The sequence below is a fragment of the Funiculus sociatus GB2-C1 genome (assembly GCF_039962115.1).
Classification (GTDB): Bacteria; Cyanobacteriota; Cyanobacteriia; order Cyanobacteriales; family FACHB-T130; genus Funiculus; species Funiculus sociatus.
In genome coordinates this window covers 20,164-35,139 of the sequence record NZ_JAMPKJ010000061.1, presented here as the reverse complement: position 1 = coordinate 35,139, position 14,976 = coordinate 20,164, and the positions used below count along the sequence as shown (strand labels likewise).

At 45.1% G+C, this 14,976-nt stretch carries 13 protein-coding genes and 2 pseudogenes; 9 read left to right on the top strand and 6 right to left on the bottom strand.

Annotated features, from left to right (window positions below; genetic code table 11):
* The 4 genes and pseudogenes from NDI42_RS22665 to NDI42_RS22650 all read right to left on the bottom strand — a co-directional run.
* Nucleotides 1–419: pseudogene (locus NDI42_RS22665) on the bottom strand (hypothetical protein); the annotation flags it as partial.
* Nucleotides 420–677: 258 nt separating this feature from the next.
* The gene (locus NDI42_RS22660) at nucleotides 678–1,064 is read right to left on the bottom strand and encodes a hypothetical protein (protein WP_190456698.1); all 387 of its coding nucleotides are present in this window, start codon (nucleotides 1,062–1,064) and stop codon (nucleotides 678–680) included.
* Nucleotides 1,061–1,645, bottom strand: a complete 585-nt coding sequence (locus NDI42_RS22655) for a ParA family protein (protein ID WP_190456695.1) — start codon at nucleotides 1,643–1,645, stop codon at nucleotides 1,061–1,063. Before NDI42_RS22655 ends, NDI42_RS22660 begins: the two co-directional genes overlap by 4 nt.
* A gap of 647 nt (nucleotides 1,646–2,292) precedes the next feature.
* Nucleotides 2,293–4,530 (bottom strand): AAA family ATPase, encoded by a 2,238-nt coding sequence (locus NDI42_RS22650; protein ID WP_190456693.1) that lies wholly within the window; start codon nucleotides 4,528–4,530, stop codon nucleotides 2,293–2,295.
* 79 nt (nucleotides 4,531–4,609) lie between these two features.
* Between NDI42_RS22650 and NDI42_RS22645 the strand changes: the two are divergent.
* From NDI42_RS22645 to NDI42_RS22625, 5 genes and pseudogenes are all read left to right on the top strand, one after another.
* Nucleotides 4,610–4,957, top strand: a pseudogene (locus NDI42_RS22645) (AraC family transcriptional regulator); the annotation flags it as partial.
* A gap of 17 nt (nucleotides 4,958–4,974) precedes the next feature.
* Entirely contained in the window at nucleotides 4,975–5,118 is a 144-nt protein-coding gene (locus NDI42_RS22640; RefSeq protein ID WP_199311234.1) for a hypothetical protein, read from the top strand.
* Nucleotides 5,119–5,206: 88 nt separating this feature from the next.
* Nucleotides 5,207–5,353: a hypothetical protein gene (locus NDI42_RS22635; RefSeq protein WP_190456689.1), complete on the top strand. Its 147-nt coding sequence runs from the start codon at nucleotides 5,207–5,209 to the stop codon at nucleotides 5,351–5,353.
* A gap of 88 nt (nucleotides 5,354–5,441) precedes the next feature.
* Nucleotides 5,442–5,939, top strand: a complete 498-nt coding sequence (locus NDI42_RS22630; protein ID WP_190456687.1) for a DUF3592 domain-containing protein — start codon at nucleotides 5,442–5,444, stop codon at nucleotides 5,937–5,939.
* Nucleotides 5,940–6,141: 202 nt separating this feature from the next.
* Entirely contained in the window at nucleotides 6,142–6,555 is a 414-nt protein-coding gene (locus NDI42_RS22625) for a YybH family protein (RefSeq protein WP_190456685.1), read from the top strand.
* A gap of 524 nt (nucleotides 6,556–7,079) precedes the next feature.
* Here NDI42_RS22625 and NDI42_RS22620 read toward each other — a convergent pair.
* Nucleotides 7,080–7,376 carry a hypothetical protein gene (locus NDI42_RS22620; protein ID WP_190456683.1) on the bottom strand — a complete coding sequence of 99 codons (297 nt, stop codon included), beginning with the start codon at nucleotides 7,374–7,376 and terminating at the stop codon, nucleotides 7,080–7,082.
* Between the two features lie 574 nt (nucleotides 7,377–7,950).
* Here NDI42_RS22620 and NDI42_RS22615 point away from each other — a divergent pair.
* Together NDI42_RS22615 and NDI42_RS22610 are read left to right on the top strand one after the other, a co-directional pair.
* The gene (locus NDI42_RS22615; RefSeq protein WP_190456682.1) at nucleotides 7,951–9,825 is read left to right on the top strand and encodes a hypothetical protein; all 1,875 of its coding nucleotides are present in this window, start codon (nucleotides 7,951–7,953) and stop codon (nucleotides 9,823–9,825) included.
* Between the two features lie 398 nt (nucleotides 9,826–10,223).
* The gene (locus NDI42_RS22610) at nucleotides 10,224–10,544 is read left to right on the top strand and encodes a tyrosine-type recombinase/integrase (protein WP_190456680.1); all 321 of its coding nucleotides are present in this window, start codon (nucleotides 10,224–10,226) and stop codon (nucleotides 10,542–10,544) included.
* A gap of 179 nt (nucleotides 10,545–10,723) precedes the next feature.
* Here the strand turns inward: NDI42_RS22610 and NDI42_RS22605 are convergent, their stop codons facing one another.
* Nucleotides 10,724–11,035, bottom strand: coding sequence for a hypothetical protein (locus NDI42_RS22605; RefSeq protein ID WP_190456678.1), 312 nt, complete (start codon nucleotides 11,033–11,035; stop codon nucleotides 10,724–10,726).
* Nucleotides 11,036–11,204: 169 nt separating this feature from the next.
* On the opposite strand from NDI42_RS22605, the gene NDI42_RS22600 reads away from it, so the two are divergent.
* Nucleotides 11,205–11,405: a hypothetical protein gene (locus NDI42_RS22600; protein WP_190456676.1), complete on the top strand. Its 201-nt coding sequence runs from the start codon at nucleotides 11,205–11,207 to the stop codon at nucleotides 11,403–11,405.
* 876 nt (nucleotides 11,406–12,281) lie between these two features.
* Entirely contained in the window at nucleotides 12,282–14,957 is a 2,676-nt protein-coding gene (locus tag NDI42_RS22595; protein ID WP_190456674.1) for an AAA family ATPase, read from the top strand.
* Nucleotides 14,958–14,976: the final 19 nt, after the last annotated feature.

Here is a 14,976-nt window from a genome sequence, read left to right as displayed (position 1 = left end):
GACCGCTTGTGGGAGCTGGAATAATAGAGTGGATAGGTTTTTCCCCCGACACTCACAAAAGTTTTTTCTTCATCGAAAGTGACATCTCCCGTGAGAATGCCCACCGCCTGGAATAAAGCTTGTGGCTCCTCAGAAGAAGAGGCAGAGGAATCGCTTTGTTCCGGAGCTGGCTCCGAAGTTGGGGGAGAGTCGAAAGTGACAGGAACTGATGCGGTATCAAGGGAAGGCTCTCTTGGGTCAACAGTCTGAGGCTCTACTGGCACAGGGGTTGATGCGGCATCATCAACCCGGTTTTCAATAGATGCAGCAGACTGTTGTACATCCTCTGGCTCTACTTTGTGAGGAGACGGCTGAACCGCAAGAATATTTAATTCATCGGTAGGGGCTGTCTTCTTGTGTGATAGACGTTTTTTGGTCATATTCACTCAGATGAAACTCGGATCTGCCGTAGGGAGTATAACTCAAGACCCCGTAACGGATAAATCGAACTCACCCTCGGCTACACATACCTTGTTGCTTTCTTCAATTTAGTGCATCTGCATCAAGAATTTGGATTTTCTCTTGCTCGTACTTGATAGGCCAGTGTTTTTCTGGGACAACCTGCTCAGCTAAGAGGCTATTTGATTCAATCATGCCAACGGCAGTAACATAACATACGACTGGCTGAAATTTCAAATTTACGTATTTTTGGATTTTTGAATTGGTGGAATGCCAGGAAGGAGAGAATCTATATTTTCACCTTTTCGCCATTGAACCCAGGCACAAAGAAGTTTATCGACTAGCTCAGATTTGTCTAGCTCGATCCCTTGCCTTTTTAGACTGAGCAGTTCAGTTTCTGCGTCTAAGTCAGTTTCTCGCTGAATGTAGAAAGTTCTGCCAATCCACGCATCATCTGATCGCTTTCCTGTTGCAGGTCTACCGCGCTTCTTAGGTTCAGGTGGAGTAGGGTTTTGAATTGGAAGTGGTGCAGGTTCAGGCTGAAGGTTCAAAATAGAATCGGGCGCGTCAGGTTCTGACTGTTGGCGGTTGGCGATCGCCTTGCGAAACGGATTGTCTTTACTCACGGTAATAACTCCTTACCCAAAGCTTTAAAATCTCTCCAGGCTATTCGGGCATTTCGATCCTTCACCTGATGGACAATTACTCCTTCCAATGCTGCTTTTTCATAAGCAGCATACTGCCGAATTGATTGTTCAAATAAAGGGAAATCTATTAAGGCTTCTCGCGCCTGTTCTCCAGTTTTACGGGAGGGCGGAATAATCGTGAGCAAAATTCGATAGTGATTGCACTTGAGCGAGTTGAGTAAATCAACTGTCTCTAAAGTTGCATCAATGCTGAGAATATCCGGAGTGGTGGGGATGATGAGCAGGTCACACCCATCAACTAGGGCTTCTAAGTCGTCTTGTTTGGGTCGAGCAGGAGTATCGAAAACAATATGCTCGTAGTTGCGGGTATACCGGGACGCTGCCATTAGGTCTACGACCTGGAACGGCAATTCACCTCGCTTTGCCCACTTTAAGGCAGAGTGATTAGGGTCGCCGTCGATTAAAAGGGTGCAATCGTTTTGGGCTAAGAGAGCTGCGATATGTATCGCGCTAGTTGTTTTGCCTACCCCTCCCTTAGCTGATGTACAAGTTACAAGCATGGTTTTTCCTCAACCAATGCCAGCACTGTAAATCAGATTTTTGCCTTTGTCTATTTTCAAATTGGCGAAAATCCAAATTTACAAATTGGCGATTTTTTGGGTGTTCAGTCTAATTATCGTGTTTGTTGACCCGTATGGCTGGAATCATTTCATAAAGGACAATACTTAAAACCTGGTTTTGTGAGGATGCGGACACGGAATACCTATGAAAACTGTGTGGAGGTATTTGCTTTTACTTCGATTTCATCGAAGTCGCAGCGGAAGTTTATAAAAAGCTAGGGGCAATGGCAAAACAACTTGCAATCCCTGACATCCCCTAAAAGCTCTGCCAAGTCAGCGCTGCTGCTCTCTTCAGAGCTAGCGCAGATCACGAGATTGCCCAAACACAACATCCAGGAAAATTTTCCTGGATGTCTCGACGAGTTTTTTGTCTGCGTTTAGCACCTTCCTGCTTGATTTCTTTTCTCTCAAATCTTTTACAGTAGGGTTTTTGGGTTAAGTAACACTTTGCTAGGAATTCCTCTTTAAAGCCATAATCATCTTAACTCCAGCTTTTCTTCACCCAAATATATCTAGGCTTTAGTAGCGATAGAAACGCTCAACAACAACAATTTGTTAAGACGACAAATAATCTGTTATTCGACACTTTACGACAGCTCAGCCCTCGCAAAAGCGATCGCACTCTCCCAATTAACAGTTTGATGGAGTAACCAGCGGGTGAATAGGTCTTTTACAGTACGGATTTCTTCTTCGTGAAGGTTGTTCGCCAAATGCGCCGCATAAGAAGGTCTATTTGTTGCAGAAGTAGTAGCGAACCAGCGCTCGATTAAGGCGGGTGTAATATGCAATTGGGTAAGCGATCGCTCCTCATCCACTTCAACTACTAACCCCACCTCCTCGAAGGCAGCCCGTAGCTCATCCGTATCCCAGTTCACCATTGGGTCTAACTTGTCGCTGTAAATCGCCTCTTCCGCTGCCACTAATCGCTGGTACAAGTCAGCATTCAGCTTCGACTTTTCGAGCAAACGATAAAGCCGTTGCGTGTAGCGTGGTACCGTCTCAGCTAGTACCAAGACTCCCGACTGTTGTAGCAATTGAGCTAACATTTTGGCTGCTGCGAGTTTATCCGGTTCGTGGATAAGCGCATTGCGCCCGATGATGCAATCAAACCGAATATCGGGGGCTTGGGTGGCTAAAACCTCTGGCAACTCGGTTAAGGTAGAACTCAACACAAAAGGACGCTTGAGTTCGGGAAGTGCCGCCACCTGTTCTTGTAGGGCAATAGCTTCAGCCGGTGTCCGAGTACAGGCATAAACTCCACCTTCTGGTACCCGACGCAACGCTTCAAAGGTGAGTAAACCACTACTTGCATTTAAGTCCAAAACAACATGGTGACGCTGAAGTTGAGTCAGACTGAAAATGCGATCGCGTACCATCTCCAGTTGCTCACCCACCTGACTTAACGTGCGCTGCAACCAACGGTCAACTGTGCGGTCAGTTGGCCCTGTTGTTAGCACTTCAACGGGTGAGACAAAAACGCCTTCTGCCACTGCTTCCAACTGCGCTTCCCGATGACGAGCCACCTGTGTTTTAATTTCCCCTTCAAAACCCTGTGTTGAAGGTTGATAAAACACCTGTCCCTGTAAACTACTAGGCAAGTACTGTTGAGCCACCCAATGGTCACGGTAGGCATGAGGATAAAGATAACCTGCTCCATGCCCCAATCCTTTCTTGTCCCGGTTAGCATCCTTGAGGTGATTGGGTACCTCCACCTCCCGTTCCTTCTCAACCACTGCTAAGGCATCGAAAAAGCCCATGACACTGTTAGATTTGGGAGCATTGGCGAGATAAAGCGTAGCTTGAGCCAAGTGATAGCGTCCTTCCGGCATCCCCACCCACTCAAAGGCTTGGGCGCAGCCATTAACGACCACGACAGCATTGGGGTCAGCCAGTCCCACATCTTCACTGGCTAAAATTAACATTCGCCGGAAAATGAAGCGAGGGTCTTCCCCGGCATAAACCATTTTTGCTAGCCAGTATAAAGCCGCATCAGGGTCAGAACCCCGCAAGCTTTTGATAAAGGCACTAATGGTATCGAAGTGGGCGTCTCCTTCCTTGTCATAAAGTACAGCCCTCTGCTGAATAGATTCCTCCGCCACAGCCAGCGTAACGAGAATGACACCATCGGCCTCCTGTGGTGTTGTCTCGACAGCCAGTTCCAAGGCATTGAGTAATGAACGGGCATCGCCGTTGGCGACATTGACTAGATGTGCGATCGCATCTGGCTCTACTGTTACAGATAGCGTCCCATAACCGCGTTCTGAGTCAGTTAGTGCCTGTTGGAGGACACCGCGTAAGTCAGCTTCATTGAGAGGTTTGAGCTGAAAGATGCGCGATCGGCTGACAAGAGCTTTGTTAACTTCAAAGTAGGGATTTTCTGTGGTTGCACCAATTAGAATAACCGTCCCGTTCTCCACCCAAGGGAGCAGGGCATCTTGCTGCGACTTATTAAAGCGGTGAACCTCGTCAACAAAAAGGATAGTGCGCTGAGTATGTTCCTTTTGACGTTTTTGAGCAGTTGCGATCGCATCCCGAATTTCTTTGACGCCAGAGAGAACAGCATTAATCGCAATGAAGTGAGCGCGAGTTGAGTTGGCGATAATCCGAGCGAGAGTTGTTTTCCCGGTACCCGGTGGGCCAAAAAAGATAAGCGAAGAAAGCTGGTCAGCTTGAATCGCACGACGCAATAGGCGTCCAGGCCCAATGATGTGGTCTTGACCGATAAATTCATCTAGGGTGCGAGGACGCATCCTAGCGGCGAGGGGTGCCTGGTTGTCCACTGATTGTTGACGCACAGAGTCGAACAAGTCCGTATTCACCTGCATTACGATACAGGAATTTTAATTATAAAATTGAGACTCTGAGTAAATATTTTAAGTTTGATGATGTCAACTCCGTGCTACATTCAACCGTTCCTCTTACCCTTCGGAATGCTTTCATAATGTCTCTATTCCTGCCTTTTGTGTGATTGCTAAAGGCAGCAAAGAAGTCCTTCTAGGCAGCGATCGCTATCAGTACGAGCCAATCCATTATTTGCTGGGGACGGTCGAACTGCCGATTGCCAGCCGAATTCTAGAAGCAACCCAGGAAAAACCGTACCTAGGTCTTCGTCTCGATCTCGAACCCACCCTGGTGGGTTCAGTCATGGTGGAGGCAGGCTATCCCTCAGCACAACGAGGTGCCAGTGTAAAAGCGATCGATGTCAGTCTATTAGATGCAAATCTGTTAGATACTGTCGTGCGGCTCGTCAGGTGTCAATGCCTCTGGCTGTGAGCGCACAAGAAAAGGGTTCTGTCGTTGAGCGTTTGCACCGATGGCTGGAGCGACTCATTACCCTTAAACGTCAGAAGGTTCTCGACGAGCCGGAGTTGTTCGCGACGTATCATGCGATCGCGTTTCGAGAAAAGCGTTAGCGGAGCGGCTCTCAAAGAGCTAGCGCAGATCGCGCTTCAAGGCGCCAGAGGTGGTTCAAGATTTTTGTATAAGTATGACTAAGCCCTGGTGCCTTGTAAACAATGCCGCTATCAGATTTTGCCACCACTACCAGACTGGGATTGCAGTGATATTTCTCATCCAAACTTCAACGTGCTAGCACCAGACCCGCATAGATTCGATGGCGATAAAGACGGTAGAGAATGCGAACAATGAATGAACACTTATCTTGATCACCTTGAGATAACTTCTCCTATATTGAAGGAGACTCAGCATTGATGTGGTAATCGAGCGGAGGTTAAAGATGAATATTGGACTAGGGGTAAATCGTCTGTTTACAAAAGGATTCGGTGTTCTATGTATTTTGATTGGTGGGACACTGTTAGTTCAACTACCCTCTTTCTATAAATCTGAAGTCGATTTTAAATCCAAGGCTATTAGAGCAACTGGAACTGTCATTAAAACGAGAGTAGAAGAACAAGTTGTCGCTAATGGTACAGCTAGCACTATAAGACTAAAATTAGTTTCAACGGTGAGATTTCATACCAATCAAGGAAAATTGGTCGATTTTACAACAGCTGACGCTTGTTGGAGGCTGCAAGATTGTGAGAATAAGACGGTTTCTCTACGGTACGATCCGAGCCTTCCTTCAAAGGCAAGACTTGATTCCCGCTTATCACCTGAAGCTCAAGTTGTGTGGTTTTTGATGGTTAGCTCCTTTTTCTTGCTATGTGGAATTAGTTGTTTTGTCCCGGAAAACAATGACACCGCCTCTAGCAATAAACAACTTTCGTTGCGGTGAATATCTTTCGTTGCCCTTTATCAGATAACAAATTATTTGTCGCTATTAACACATTAGTGTCGTTAAAGCGAAAGTGTCTATACTGTCAGTACGGCATTCTCCTCGTTAAAGATGATTTGCCCCACTTCAAAGATTTACTTACCAGCTTTGGCGGCACTGATGAGATCGTCAATTGGTAATCGATATCAATAAGAAGAAAATCATGGCAGTTACCAGTATCCAACTAAGGCATGAAACATCGATTCGGGAGCTATTGGAAAGATGGGCGCGGGCGACCCGCCTTGGGCAGCAAGACGAAGTTTTGGCCAACCATGCGCCCGATGTCACCATTTTTGATGTGCTGCCACCGCTTAAATATGAAGGAGCAGACGCCTACCGCAAAAGCTGGGATGAGTGGCAGCCCGCTACGGAAGGCCCAACTCGCTTTGAGATCCGCGACCTCAAAGTCACTGTTGGTAATGATGTGGCCTTTGCCCACGGTTTGATTCACTGCGGTGGCACTAAGCCCGATGGCGGCACATTTGAAGATTGGGTACGGGCAACGTTTTGCCTCTGTCAGGTAGAGGGCAAATGGCTGATTACCCATCAGCATATTTCGATGCCGCTGAAAGTGTAGTGATCGCACTGATGTAAACATCGTGGCTCAAATTCCAGCAGGTGGTTTAACGGGGTTATCCACTAAGGTTATGCACACTCAAAAATGTTAGTGAAATTCAAAAAAGGGAAGAGTGAACTTGCAGGTCGCTACATATTTATGAGCTGTACAACTACTTCCTAGAAAGCAAGTTGAGTGGGTAGCAGTAAATATAGAGTCAAAGAAAAGTCAAAAGAGTTAGCGAGGCACTCCATCCTAATGATGGAAAAATATTTGGGCAACTGAGCCCTTGACACTTTAATCGGCTAAAGGTTATGCTCTATAGCAGCACTAATTAAATATCCAATCCCAAAAAGGGCGACTCTGTATTGAGCCGCCCTTTTTGTTTTTTGGGCATCATTACCTGTTGACTACCGTTCTCTATACTCCTATCGAGGCTGTTAACGTCATGTTCTTTATTAAAGCTTGGTTGGAATGCGCCACTGTTATGTACAAACTGCTGCAATTGCTAAGAAGTACCCATTGGTCGAAGTCCAAATTTATTATCAAGAAGTTTCAGAGTCAAGCTTCTCAGATGAAGTAGAAGATTGAACGTCAGCGCTCAGATGAAATTCTTCAAGAGCTGCACTTCTAGCCAACTCCTCAATCAGTGTTGAAATGCTACATCGCTCCGCTTTAGCTTTAGCTTCAAGTTTGCTTTTTCCGGTGGGAGTAATTGTCAGATTTAATCTTTCTTTTAGCTCATCGTAAATCAATCCTTTGCCCCGCTGGCACTGCTTTCCTTTATGGCTTGGCTTTTTTCGGTGATCTGGTCTGACACTACTCTTTCTAATCCTTGCCATGTGTCACTCCTGTTTATACGCACGAACCAAATTTCCAGATTTATTCTCTAAAACCAGGCTAAAAGACGTTCTATAAGGATAGTTTAAAAACTTCTATCGGTTCTAATCCTTTCCAGATATAAGTTTGGTTGATGTGCATAAATCGAGAATTGTCAGCCTTCTATAAGTATAGAAGGAGCTTATAGAAGATGTTTGGCAAAATCCAAGTTTAATAACTTCAATTTTTGCACCCCTTTGTTGTTAGCTGTAAAGCCTTAATTAACCGTTTTAATTAAGTTTGTTGTTAAACTAATTCTCTGAAATGCTTTTATAGTAACCTTTCTAGAAAACAAATTACCAAAGAAACTATTAACCATTTATGGGAGGTTTGGTAATTTGGAACATCACATAAAGTTGCTCATCCATCAATTTTGTACAATCCATTGTTACGTAAACACGGCGTGCCGTATATCCTGACAACTCCTTGTTTCTTCTATATGAGCAGCAACAGTCTTGAAAACGTATTAGCAAACCTGATTCATAGCCAGTGCTTTGTTAATGCGTATAAACCAAAACAGTCAAATGGAGAAAACACATGAACAGTAGAACACCACTTTTTGGGATTCCAGCGAATGTATTGGCAGCAGTTGATGCCTATAAACATCTTAACGATTCTAAGGATTTTTCTTTAATTCAGAGTACCTTATTTCGCTTTACGATTCCCGCCCTTTCTGGGGTAGTGCCTCAAGGAAGCCGGCTCACACCATCCGAAATTGCAAGCGTTCGTGAATTTCTGGCGACTCTGCCTCTTTCTAAACTCTCTGAGTTTCGAGAGGCACAGGAAAAAACCTTTAAACTTCTCCAAACCCCAGCTAAGAACCAGTCTCAGCCCAGAAGCTATCTAAACAAGTTTTTGAACTGGGTTGATCAGCAAAACTGGCTAATTACTGGGTCACTAAATGAAACCGATGAAACGCCAGGCTACAGGTTTTACTTAAAAGGGAAGGGGGTGATCCAGCGTAAGAAACTAACTGACCGACCAGCCAATACGTTAGATAAGTTTGCTCTAAGCTCTGATGTAGAAGATTACTTCCCTCAATCCAGTGAGGACCAGGAGAGTATTAAGCAGGCCCTTGCCAAGATAGCTGGAGAAATTCAAGTCTTTGAGGATTGGATGATAGCGCGTGGTTATAAAGAGTCTAGCCGAAAAATTCGTCGTGAACACGCTAAAAGATTTTTAGGCTGGCTATACCGTGCCAAAGAAATTCCTCTGCAAGAATTATCTCTGGGCTCCCTAATTCCAGTAATTAAACTGAAGTATTCACTGCGGGATTTCGACACTTATGACAAGTATATCTATGCCAAAGGATTGGCAACGGAACAAGCCAGGGAAGTCGCTACAGAAACAGTAAACAAGTTGGAAGACTACTTCAAATGGTTAAATAATCCGCCCAGCCCTGGTACAAAGGCAATGTATGTTGAGGGAGCAATATCCTTAGCAAAATTTCTTTATCGCGATGAGACAGACCCGGATTATCAGGCAGAGTGCATGGATGTTCCGATTATAAAACGATTGAGAGTTTTCTGTAATGGTCTGGAGAAGGAAAAACGCAGCTCCCGCCCGGCAGTACCTTATCACGAGAAAGCTATCACCTGGGAGCAAGTTTTATTAGCTTTAGAAAAACTCAGGATTGAAGCCAATCTTACCCATGTTGACTCAAACTTAAAAAGTGGGATTTTTAAATCAAAAAAGCGTTCTATGCGGGCTAGAGCTAACTCCTTGATGCGATTCCTAATTTTTGCTTTCTTCGTAGTGGTTCCTCCGGATCGAGGTCGGACATTTCGCGAACTCCGAATAGGCGAAACCTTCAAACACGGGATTTTTGAGGGGGATATTTTTATTCCGAAAGAGCGGATGCTCAATCCTTTGGAAGCCCGCTATTACATTCATCTCCTACCGGACGATTACAAAACTGGCGATGCCTATGGGGAGTGGATTGGCGAGCTTCCCAATACTCAATTTCCAGATGGTTCGCACTTTTACGATTATTTGAATCTCTGGCTTTACGATGAAGTCGTGAGCGTCCATCGACGCCATGAAATTACTTACAAAGGAATGAGAAGCGTTCTTCAGCCGGAAGATCATAATTATCTTTTCTTTGGTCCCATCAATAAGAAGCCATTGAATGATGCTGCACAGATGACTTCAAAAGTTAGGTATCCACTTGAACGCCTAACTGGAATCCCACTGTCCCCCCACACTTTAAGGAAAATATTTCGTACTTTCATTAAGGATAGACTGGCGACTCATGCAGAAGAGGTGTCAATCGCATACTGGATGAAGCATGACTTGCGAACGGCTAACAAACACTACACTTTCCAAAGCTGCCATAACAAGTTGAAACCAGGCATTGAGCTAGCTAATCGGCTGAATGGGGAAGTTCTCCAACGAATCTCCGACCATTTGTAAGGCTAAGGCGGCGATCTCTGTGATTGTATTTACGACTTCCTGCATCTAAGACAGTCTTAGTGCCTCCCAGAAGGTGCCAGTTATGATTAAGGAAATTATGATTCCATCTCGTAAACTGGCACCTTTCTATGTCTCAACTCCTGCTTTCGGATAATAAATTATTTGTCGTGTTATCAAATTAATGCGGTTAAACTTTTAAATTGATGTAATTCTCATCTCACCTAGGTCGGCGGAAATAGAAGGTTAGTGCAACTAGGGGCAATGCTTGTGTGTTGTCACAAAAGTCAACCCTTTTTGGGGCGGAATTGATAAGTAATACAAATCATAACTTTGCTTAATTTGTCTGTTTCTAGGCAAAGTATGCTGGGAATATCTATCCCAGCATGGGGGATTGACCCATGCTATTTCTCAACAGGCAACTTCCATTTTCGGCAAAGATATTTTCTCGCCCTCTTCCACCATCGAAGAAATCATCTCAACGAGAACGAGAATATCTACCCGCTGATGAAGTAAATACCATGATTGGCACAGCCAAAAAAGTAGATCGTCATGGTGTGAGGGATTCAGCCATTATTTTATTAATGTTTCGTCACGGACGGAGAACCGCTGAATTAGCAGCTGTGAAATGGTCGCAGATAGATTTAGTAGGAGACTACATCGAAGTCCGAAGAGCTAAAGATGGTCACAATAGTGAATTAACTGCATTCGCTTGGCGATAATCAATGACCGACACTTTTTACACTGACATCTCATCACTGAGTGCGATCGCTTGAAAACTCTTTTATTTTCCCCTCCTGACGTAGGTTACTGAAATGTGGTTTTCGGGGGATAGTCAAATCCTTCCATTTCTAGTTGACGCAGACAGCAGGCTTCTCCTAATTCAGCAATACCGGGAACGTCAAGGGTTAATCCAATGATTGCCCCATTCTATTCTCCTAAAGAACTTAGAAGCTGCTTTCAGAGCGTTAGAACGCTGGGATAGAGCTAACGAACTGCTCACTAAGTCGTGACGCTTAGCTCTGCTAGTGACACTGGCTTTTATTAGGTTTTGCAACGCCTGGGAAGAACCTGTTTGAGTCCCGTAGACCGGGATTTCAGTTTCCCAACCTTCTCCACCAATTGAGCCAGAGATCCCACCACCTCGTTTAAGTCCCGTAGACCGGAATTTCAGTTTCCCAACCTTCAAATACCACCGAAGAGCTGGAACCATGTTTCAGTTAGATCGGCATCTGGCATATAGAATGCCTAACACAACCCTATAGTTAGGCACTCCACTCCTGTTTATCGGAATTAAAATTATTAAAGGTCAACCTTACCGTTATCTGGTCAAAACTTATAAAACTGCTGATGGTCAGAAACGCTAAAAGGTACTCAAATATTTGGGTCATGCTCCCACCCTACCGAATAATACTCCAACGGCTGTTGTACTGTTTGCTGGAGGCGATGGGGTGGTAGAAGCTGGCATGGTCATGGCTGATTTTAGACCCGTCTTGAGGGTGGAATGCGACCCCAGTCGAACCGAACTCTCTGCCGCACTTGCTGGCGTAAATATGGCGAAGCTCTCACCAGCCGCGAAATAGTCATTTAAACCCTTGGCTGATAAGAGCTTTAATGTTTACTAAGTGCCAGCTTGCGAGAATTTGATGCCGAGTAGGTGGATTGAGAATTTTGCCAACAACCCTCAAAGTTGAATAGCTTTCAGAGCTATACTCAGACGCCCTGAAAAATCAATGTTGTTAGCGTGAGTTTTCCCTACTTTGAGCCTGAAGTTGGTATTTTGTCATGGCTGAGTGAACCTTGGTTGTATCCTTGAAGCCCATCTAAGTATCAAGAGCTGAAATTCTTACTTGATAAGGATCTTGAGTGCTACCTTGCAAATGGTGTCAGCTTCGCTATGTTTACGCTAACAAGTGATCGCGCTCAATCCCATCAGCGCGGTATACCGCGCTCATGAACTACAACGAGCGATCGCGCTCAAAAATACTGGGGACTTTACAATAAACCCCAGACAAAGTAAAAGTATAAAAGAGGAATAGTACCCTAGTACCACGTTTGGCACTATAACATCCCTCTGATAAACGTTTCAGCCTAATTGATTGGCTGAAAGTTCGTTCAAAAAAAAGTACAAAAAAGGAGGCAAGTTATTCCAGAAGAACCTAGTCCAGAAGAAGACTAAAGCACCACCAAAAAACTTACCAACCAAGATAATATTTTCTATACACTCATCCTACTCTGGCTCCCGGTTATTTGTCTAGTTGACACAGGTGAGTGTATAAACAAAAGTATGTGGGATAGTGGAATTCGCGAAGTCACGTCAATAGACGTGGATAGGGAAGACAGGATTTCAAGGAGCGCTCGGTTGGTAGATAAACGTCCGGTGATGCCGGAAAGTTTCTCTATGGATTAAAAAATTCGCTGGGGTAACTACCTCCTCCCAAGAAAAGGAGAGTACACCCGTGTCTGTAAATGTTGAAACAATTCAAGCATCCACCGCTAATTCACTACTGCCCCCAGTTCCAAAAGGGCTAGTCCTACTAACGGTTCCCCCTTTAGCGCAAAAGCCAACACCAGCTCAGATTGCTGAGTTAGCCGCTGCATCCAAGCAGAATGGATGGGCTTATGGAATTGAGGAAGCAGCAGCAGCTTTGGCAGTGTTCCGATTTGCTAAGCCTAAATCCGATACCAAACCTGCGCTCTTAATTCTCAAAAATGAGGAAGCGGTTCTAGACGCTCGTGAGATGGGAATAGCTGCAATTAGCATCCCAGCTGACTGCAAAAATTCTGTTCCCTTTATTCAGAAGGTTGTAACGGAACTTCGGAATGATAACCTGAGTTGCTTAGTGTACTTGGGAACAGGTCAAACTGAAAACATTAAGCAGGCTTGCGGCAACGCTGGATTACCTTTCGTTGCGCTACATCCGCTTAAGTTTTTCTCGCCGCTGCCCGACAAGCCAACCATCGGCAACCTGCTTGACAGGATGAACCCATCGGAATTTATTCAGAAAGCAGAAAATCTGCTTTCTGATGCAGCGCTAGGGAAATTTAGCGAAGAACCGCCTCTTTCCCTCGAAGACGCAGCTGAGGAAGCAAGAAAGATTTTGCTTTCCCACGAGATGACTGAGTTGCAGAAGAACTTTGAGCTACGCAAGATTCGGCTGCGATTAGACATGACACTTTATGAGTGGAAAGAGACTATCCTCAATCCACTCCGAGATGAAGTCAGGTCAGAGCACCTCAAACTGGAACTACTAGCACTGCTACAAACAGATGACAGAGTAGAGTTCGTTACTCAAAAAGGAAAGCTCTGCTCAAAATACCAGATGTCCAGTCATCTCTTAGACCAGGCGATAGCTGCAATCAAGCAGCGCACATCTACAGCAGAAGCCGAGGTGATGGATTTAGAAACCTTCTTCAATAAACCGTCTACTGGGTTGGAGTGGGTGATTCCTGAATTACTACCAGTTGGGGAAACAGCTCTTTTGATTGCCAGCCCGAAAACTGGTAAATCGCTTTTAGCGATTGATGCTGCCTTCGCTGTAGCCACTGGAGAAAGTGATTTTCTTGGGATACCTGTCAAGCAGGGGCGGGTTCTATTTATTTCTGTGGATGAATCGCCCAGCTCGACTCGACAAAAGCTTTTTAATCGTGGCTTCCGTCCTGACGATAAAAATTTTCACCTAATGACAAGCTTCGACGTTTCGCAAATCGCGAAGCTTGAAGCAGAACTAGAAGCATTCCGCCCGACGCTTGTTGTTGTCGATTCTCTAAAGCGCATCACACATGGCGTAGGGATTTCTGAAAACTCGGCTGAGTTTGGCGAAATTATTTACGAACTGAAAGAACTCTTTACTCGCTATGGAGCCAGCGCAATCCTCATCCACCACAGCAACAAAAATGCAGATGCGCTAGGAGTGAATCGACCGCGAGGGACAACCGCAATTCCCGCAGCAGCGTGGGGGGTTTGGGATTTGCAACACATCCTCAAGCCCAGCCCGTCCGATAAGAAAAAATTTGTAATTGACCCGCGAGATCCGAAGAGGATGCTTACTATTGAATCGCGTGGTGCTGAGGCGAAAAAGATAACGGTTGAGCTTGAAGGTGAACATAATTCTTGGGTAACGGTTAACGAGGACGGAGGTAAGGAACAAGCGGAGCGGCAGAAGTGGCAAAACCGAATTTCAGGTATCCTTACCAAAAACCCTAAAGGGCTAACTAGCAAGGAAATCATTGAGTTAATGGGTGTTGGCAAAGAGGATTGGCAGACTGTGTACTCCACGCTAAACAGGATGTCCAATAAACAACTTATTGACGAAAAACCTGCACCTGGAAAATCACGCTCTAGACTTTATTCTCTGCCCAAACTGTCACAACCCCCCGAATCTGACACAGCTAACAATACCTCACAAAATCCATTTACCCCTCCCCCCCCCACACAAAATTACTCATTTGTTAATCCAAACTCTGAAAGTATTGATATAAGCGAGTTTGAGGTTACTAAACCAGTTACTAAACCGCCACTAAACCACGACTCAACCAATTTCAGTAAAACAACCTGTGTTGAGTTTTCAAATCCAGTAGTGGAGGGAGATTCAGGCGTTACTAAACCAATTGACACTAACAGGGGGGGGGAGGGTAAAAATGATGTTGTTGAGTTGAATCAATCTACTGCTCAACTGTCACAACCCCCCTCTGAGACACGAGAAAATGAAGCTGTTGATTGTGGGGCAGATACGTCGTTCAGTGAGGCAGAGGTTAAGGCTTGTGTCGCAGAGTTGAAGCTTGCCGTTGAAGAAGATGACCCACGAGTTGGCAATGCTGTTTTGATTGAGTTTGCCACACTCCCTGAGCAGTTGAGGATGAGAGTTTTATCTAAATTGAGTTCGCGCACCAAGGCGGCGATTAGGCAGATGCAGCGCCAAGCTGAAGCGAAAGTGGGTGACAAGTGCCAGGTACTACAGCTTAAGGAGAGCGGGGATGCATGGGCAGATGTGAAGCAAGTCTGGGTGGATGCTGTCTTATTTTCGTTTCCTGGGGGGGGTCAGCGCTGCTGGGGTTTTGAGGTTGACGGCAAAAATATTGGGATTCATGGGCGCGATGAGTGGAGGCTAGTTGATGAAGTTCAAAATGAATAAGCAGATACTTGGCTTAAGA

Coding starts and splice junctions, on each gene's coding strand:
- NDI42_RS22615 (WP_190456682.1), top strand. CDS start 7,951: ATGAACAGTAGAACACCACTTTTTGGGATTCCAGCGAATGTATTGGCA.
- NDI42_RS22655 (WP_190456695.1), bottom strand. CDS start 1,645: ATGCTTGTAACTTGTACATCAGCTAAGGGAGGGGTAGGCAAAACAACT.
- NDI42_RS22610 (WP_190456680.1), top strand. CDS start 10,224: ATGCTATTTCTCAACAGGCAACTTCCATTTTCGGCAAAGATATTTTCT.
- NDI42_RS22625 (WP_190456685.1), top strand. CDS start 6,142: ATGGCAGTTACCAGTATCCAACTAAGGCATGAAACATCGATTCGGGAG.
- NDI42_RS22650 (WP_190456693.1), bottom strand. CDS start 4,530: ATGCAGGTGAATACGGACTTGTTCGACTCTGTGCGTCAACAATCAGTG.
- NDI42_RS22620 (WP_190456683.1), bottom strand. CDS start 7,376: ATGGCAAGGATTAGAAAGAGTAGTGTCAGACCAGATCACCGAAAAAAG.
- NDI42_RS22630 (WP_190456687.1), top strand. CDS start 5,442: ATGAATATTGGACTAGGGGTAAATCGTCTGTTTACAAAAGGATTCGGT.
- NDI42_RS22605 (WP_190456678.1), bottom strand. CDS start 11,035: ATGGTTCCAGCTCTTCGGTGGTATTTGAAGGTTGGGAAACTGAAATTC.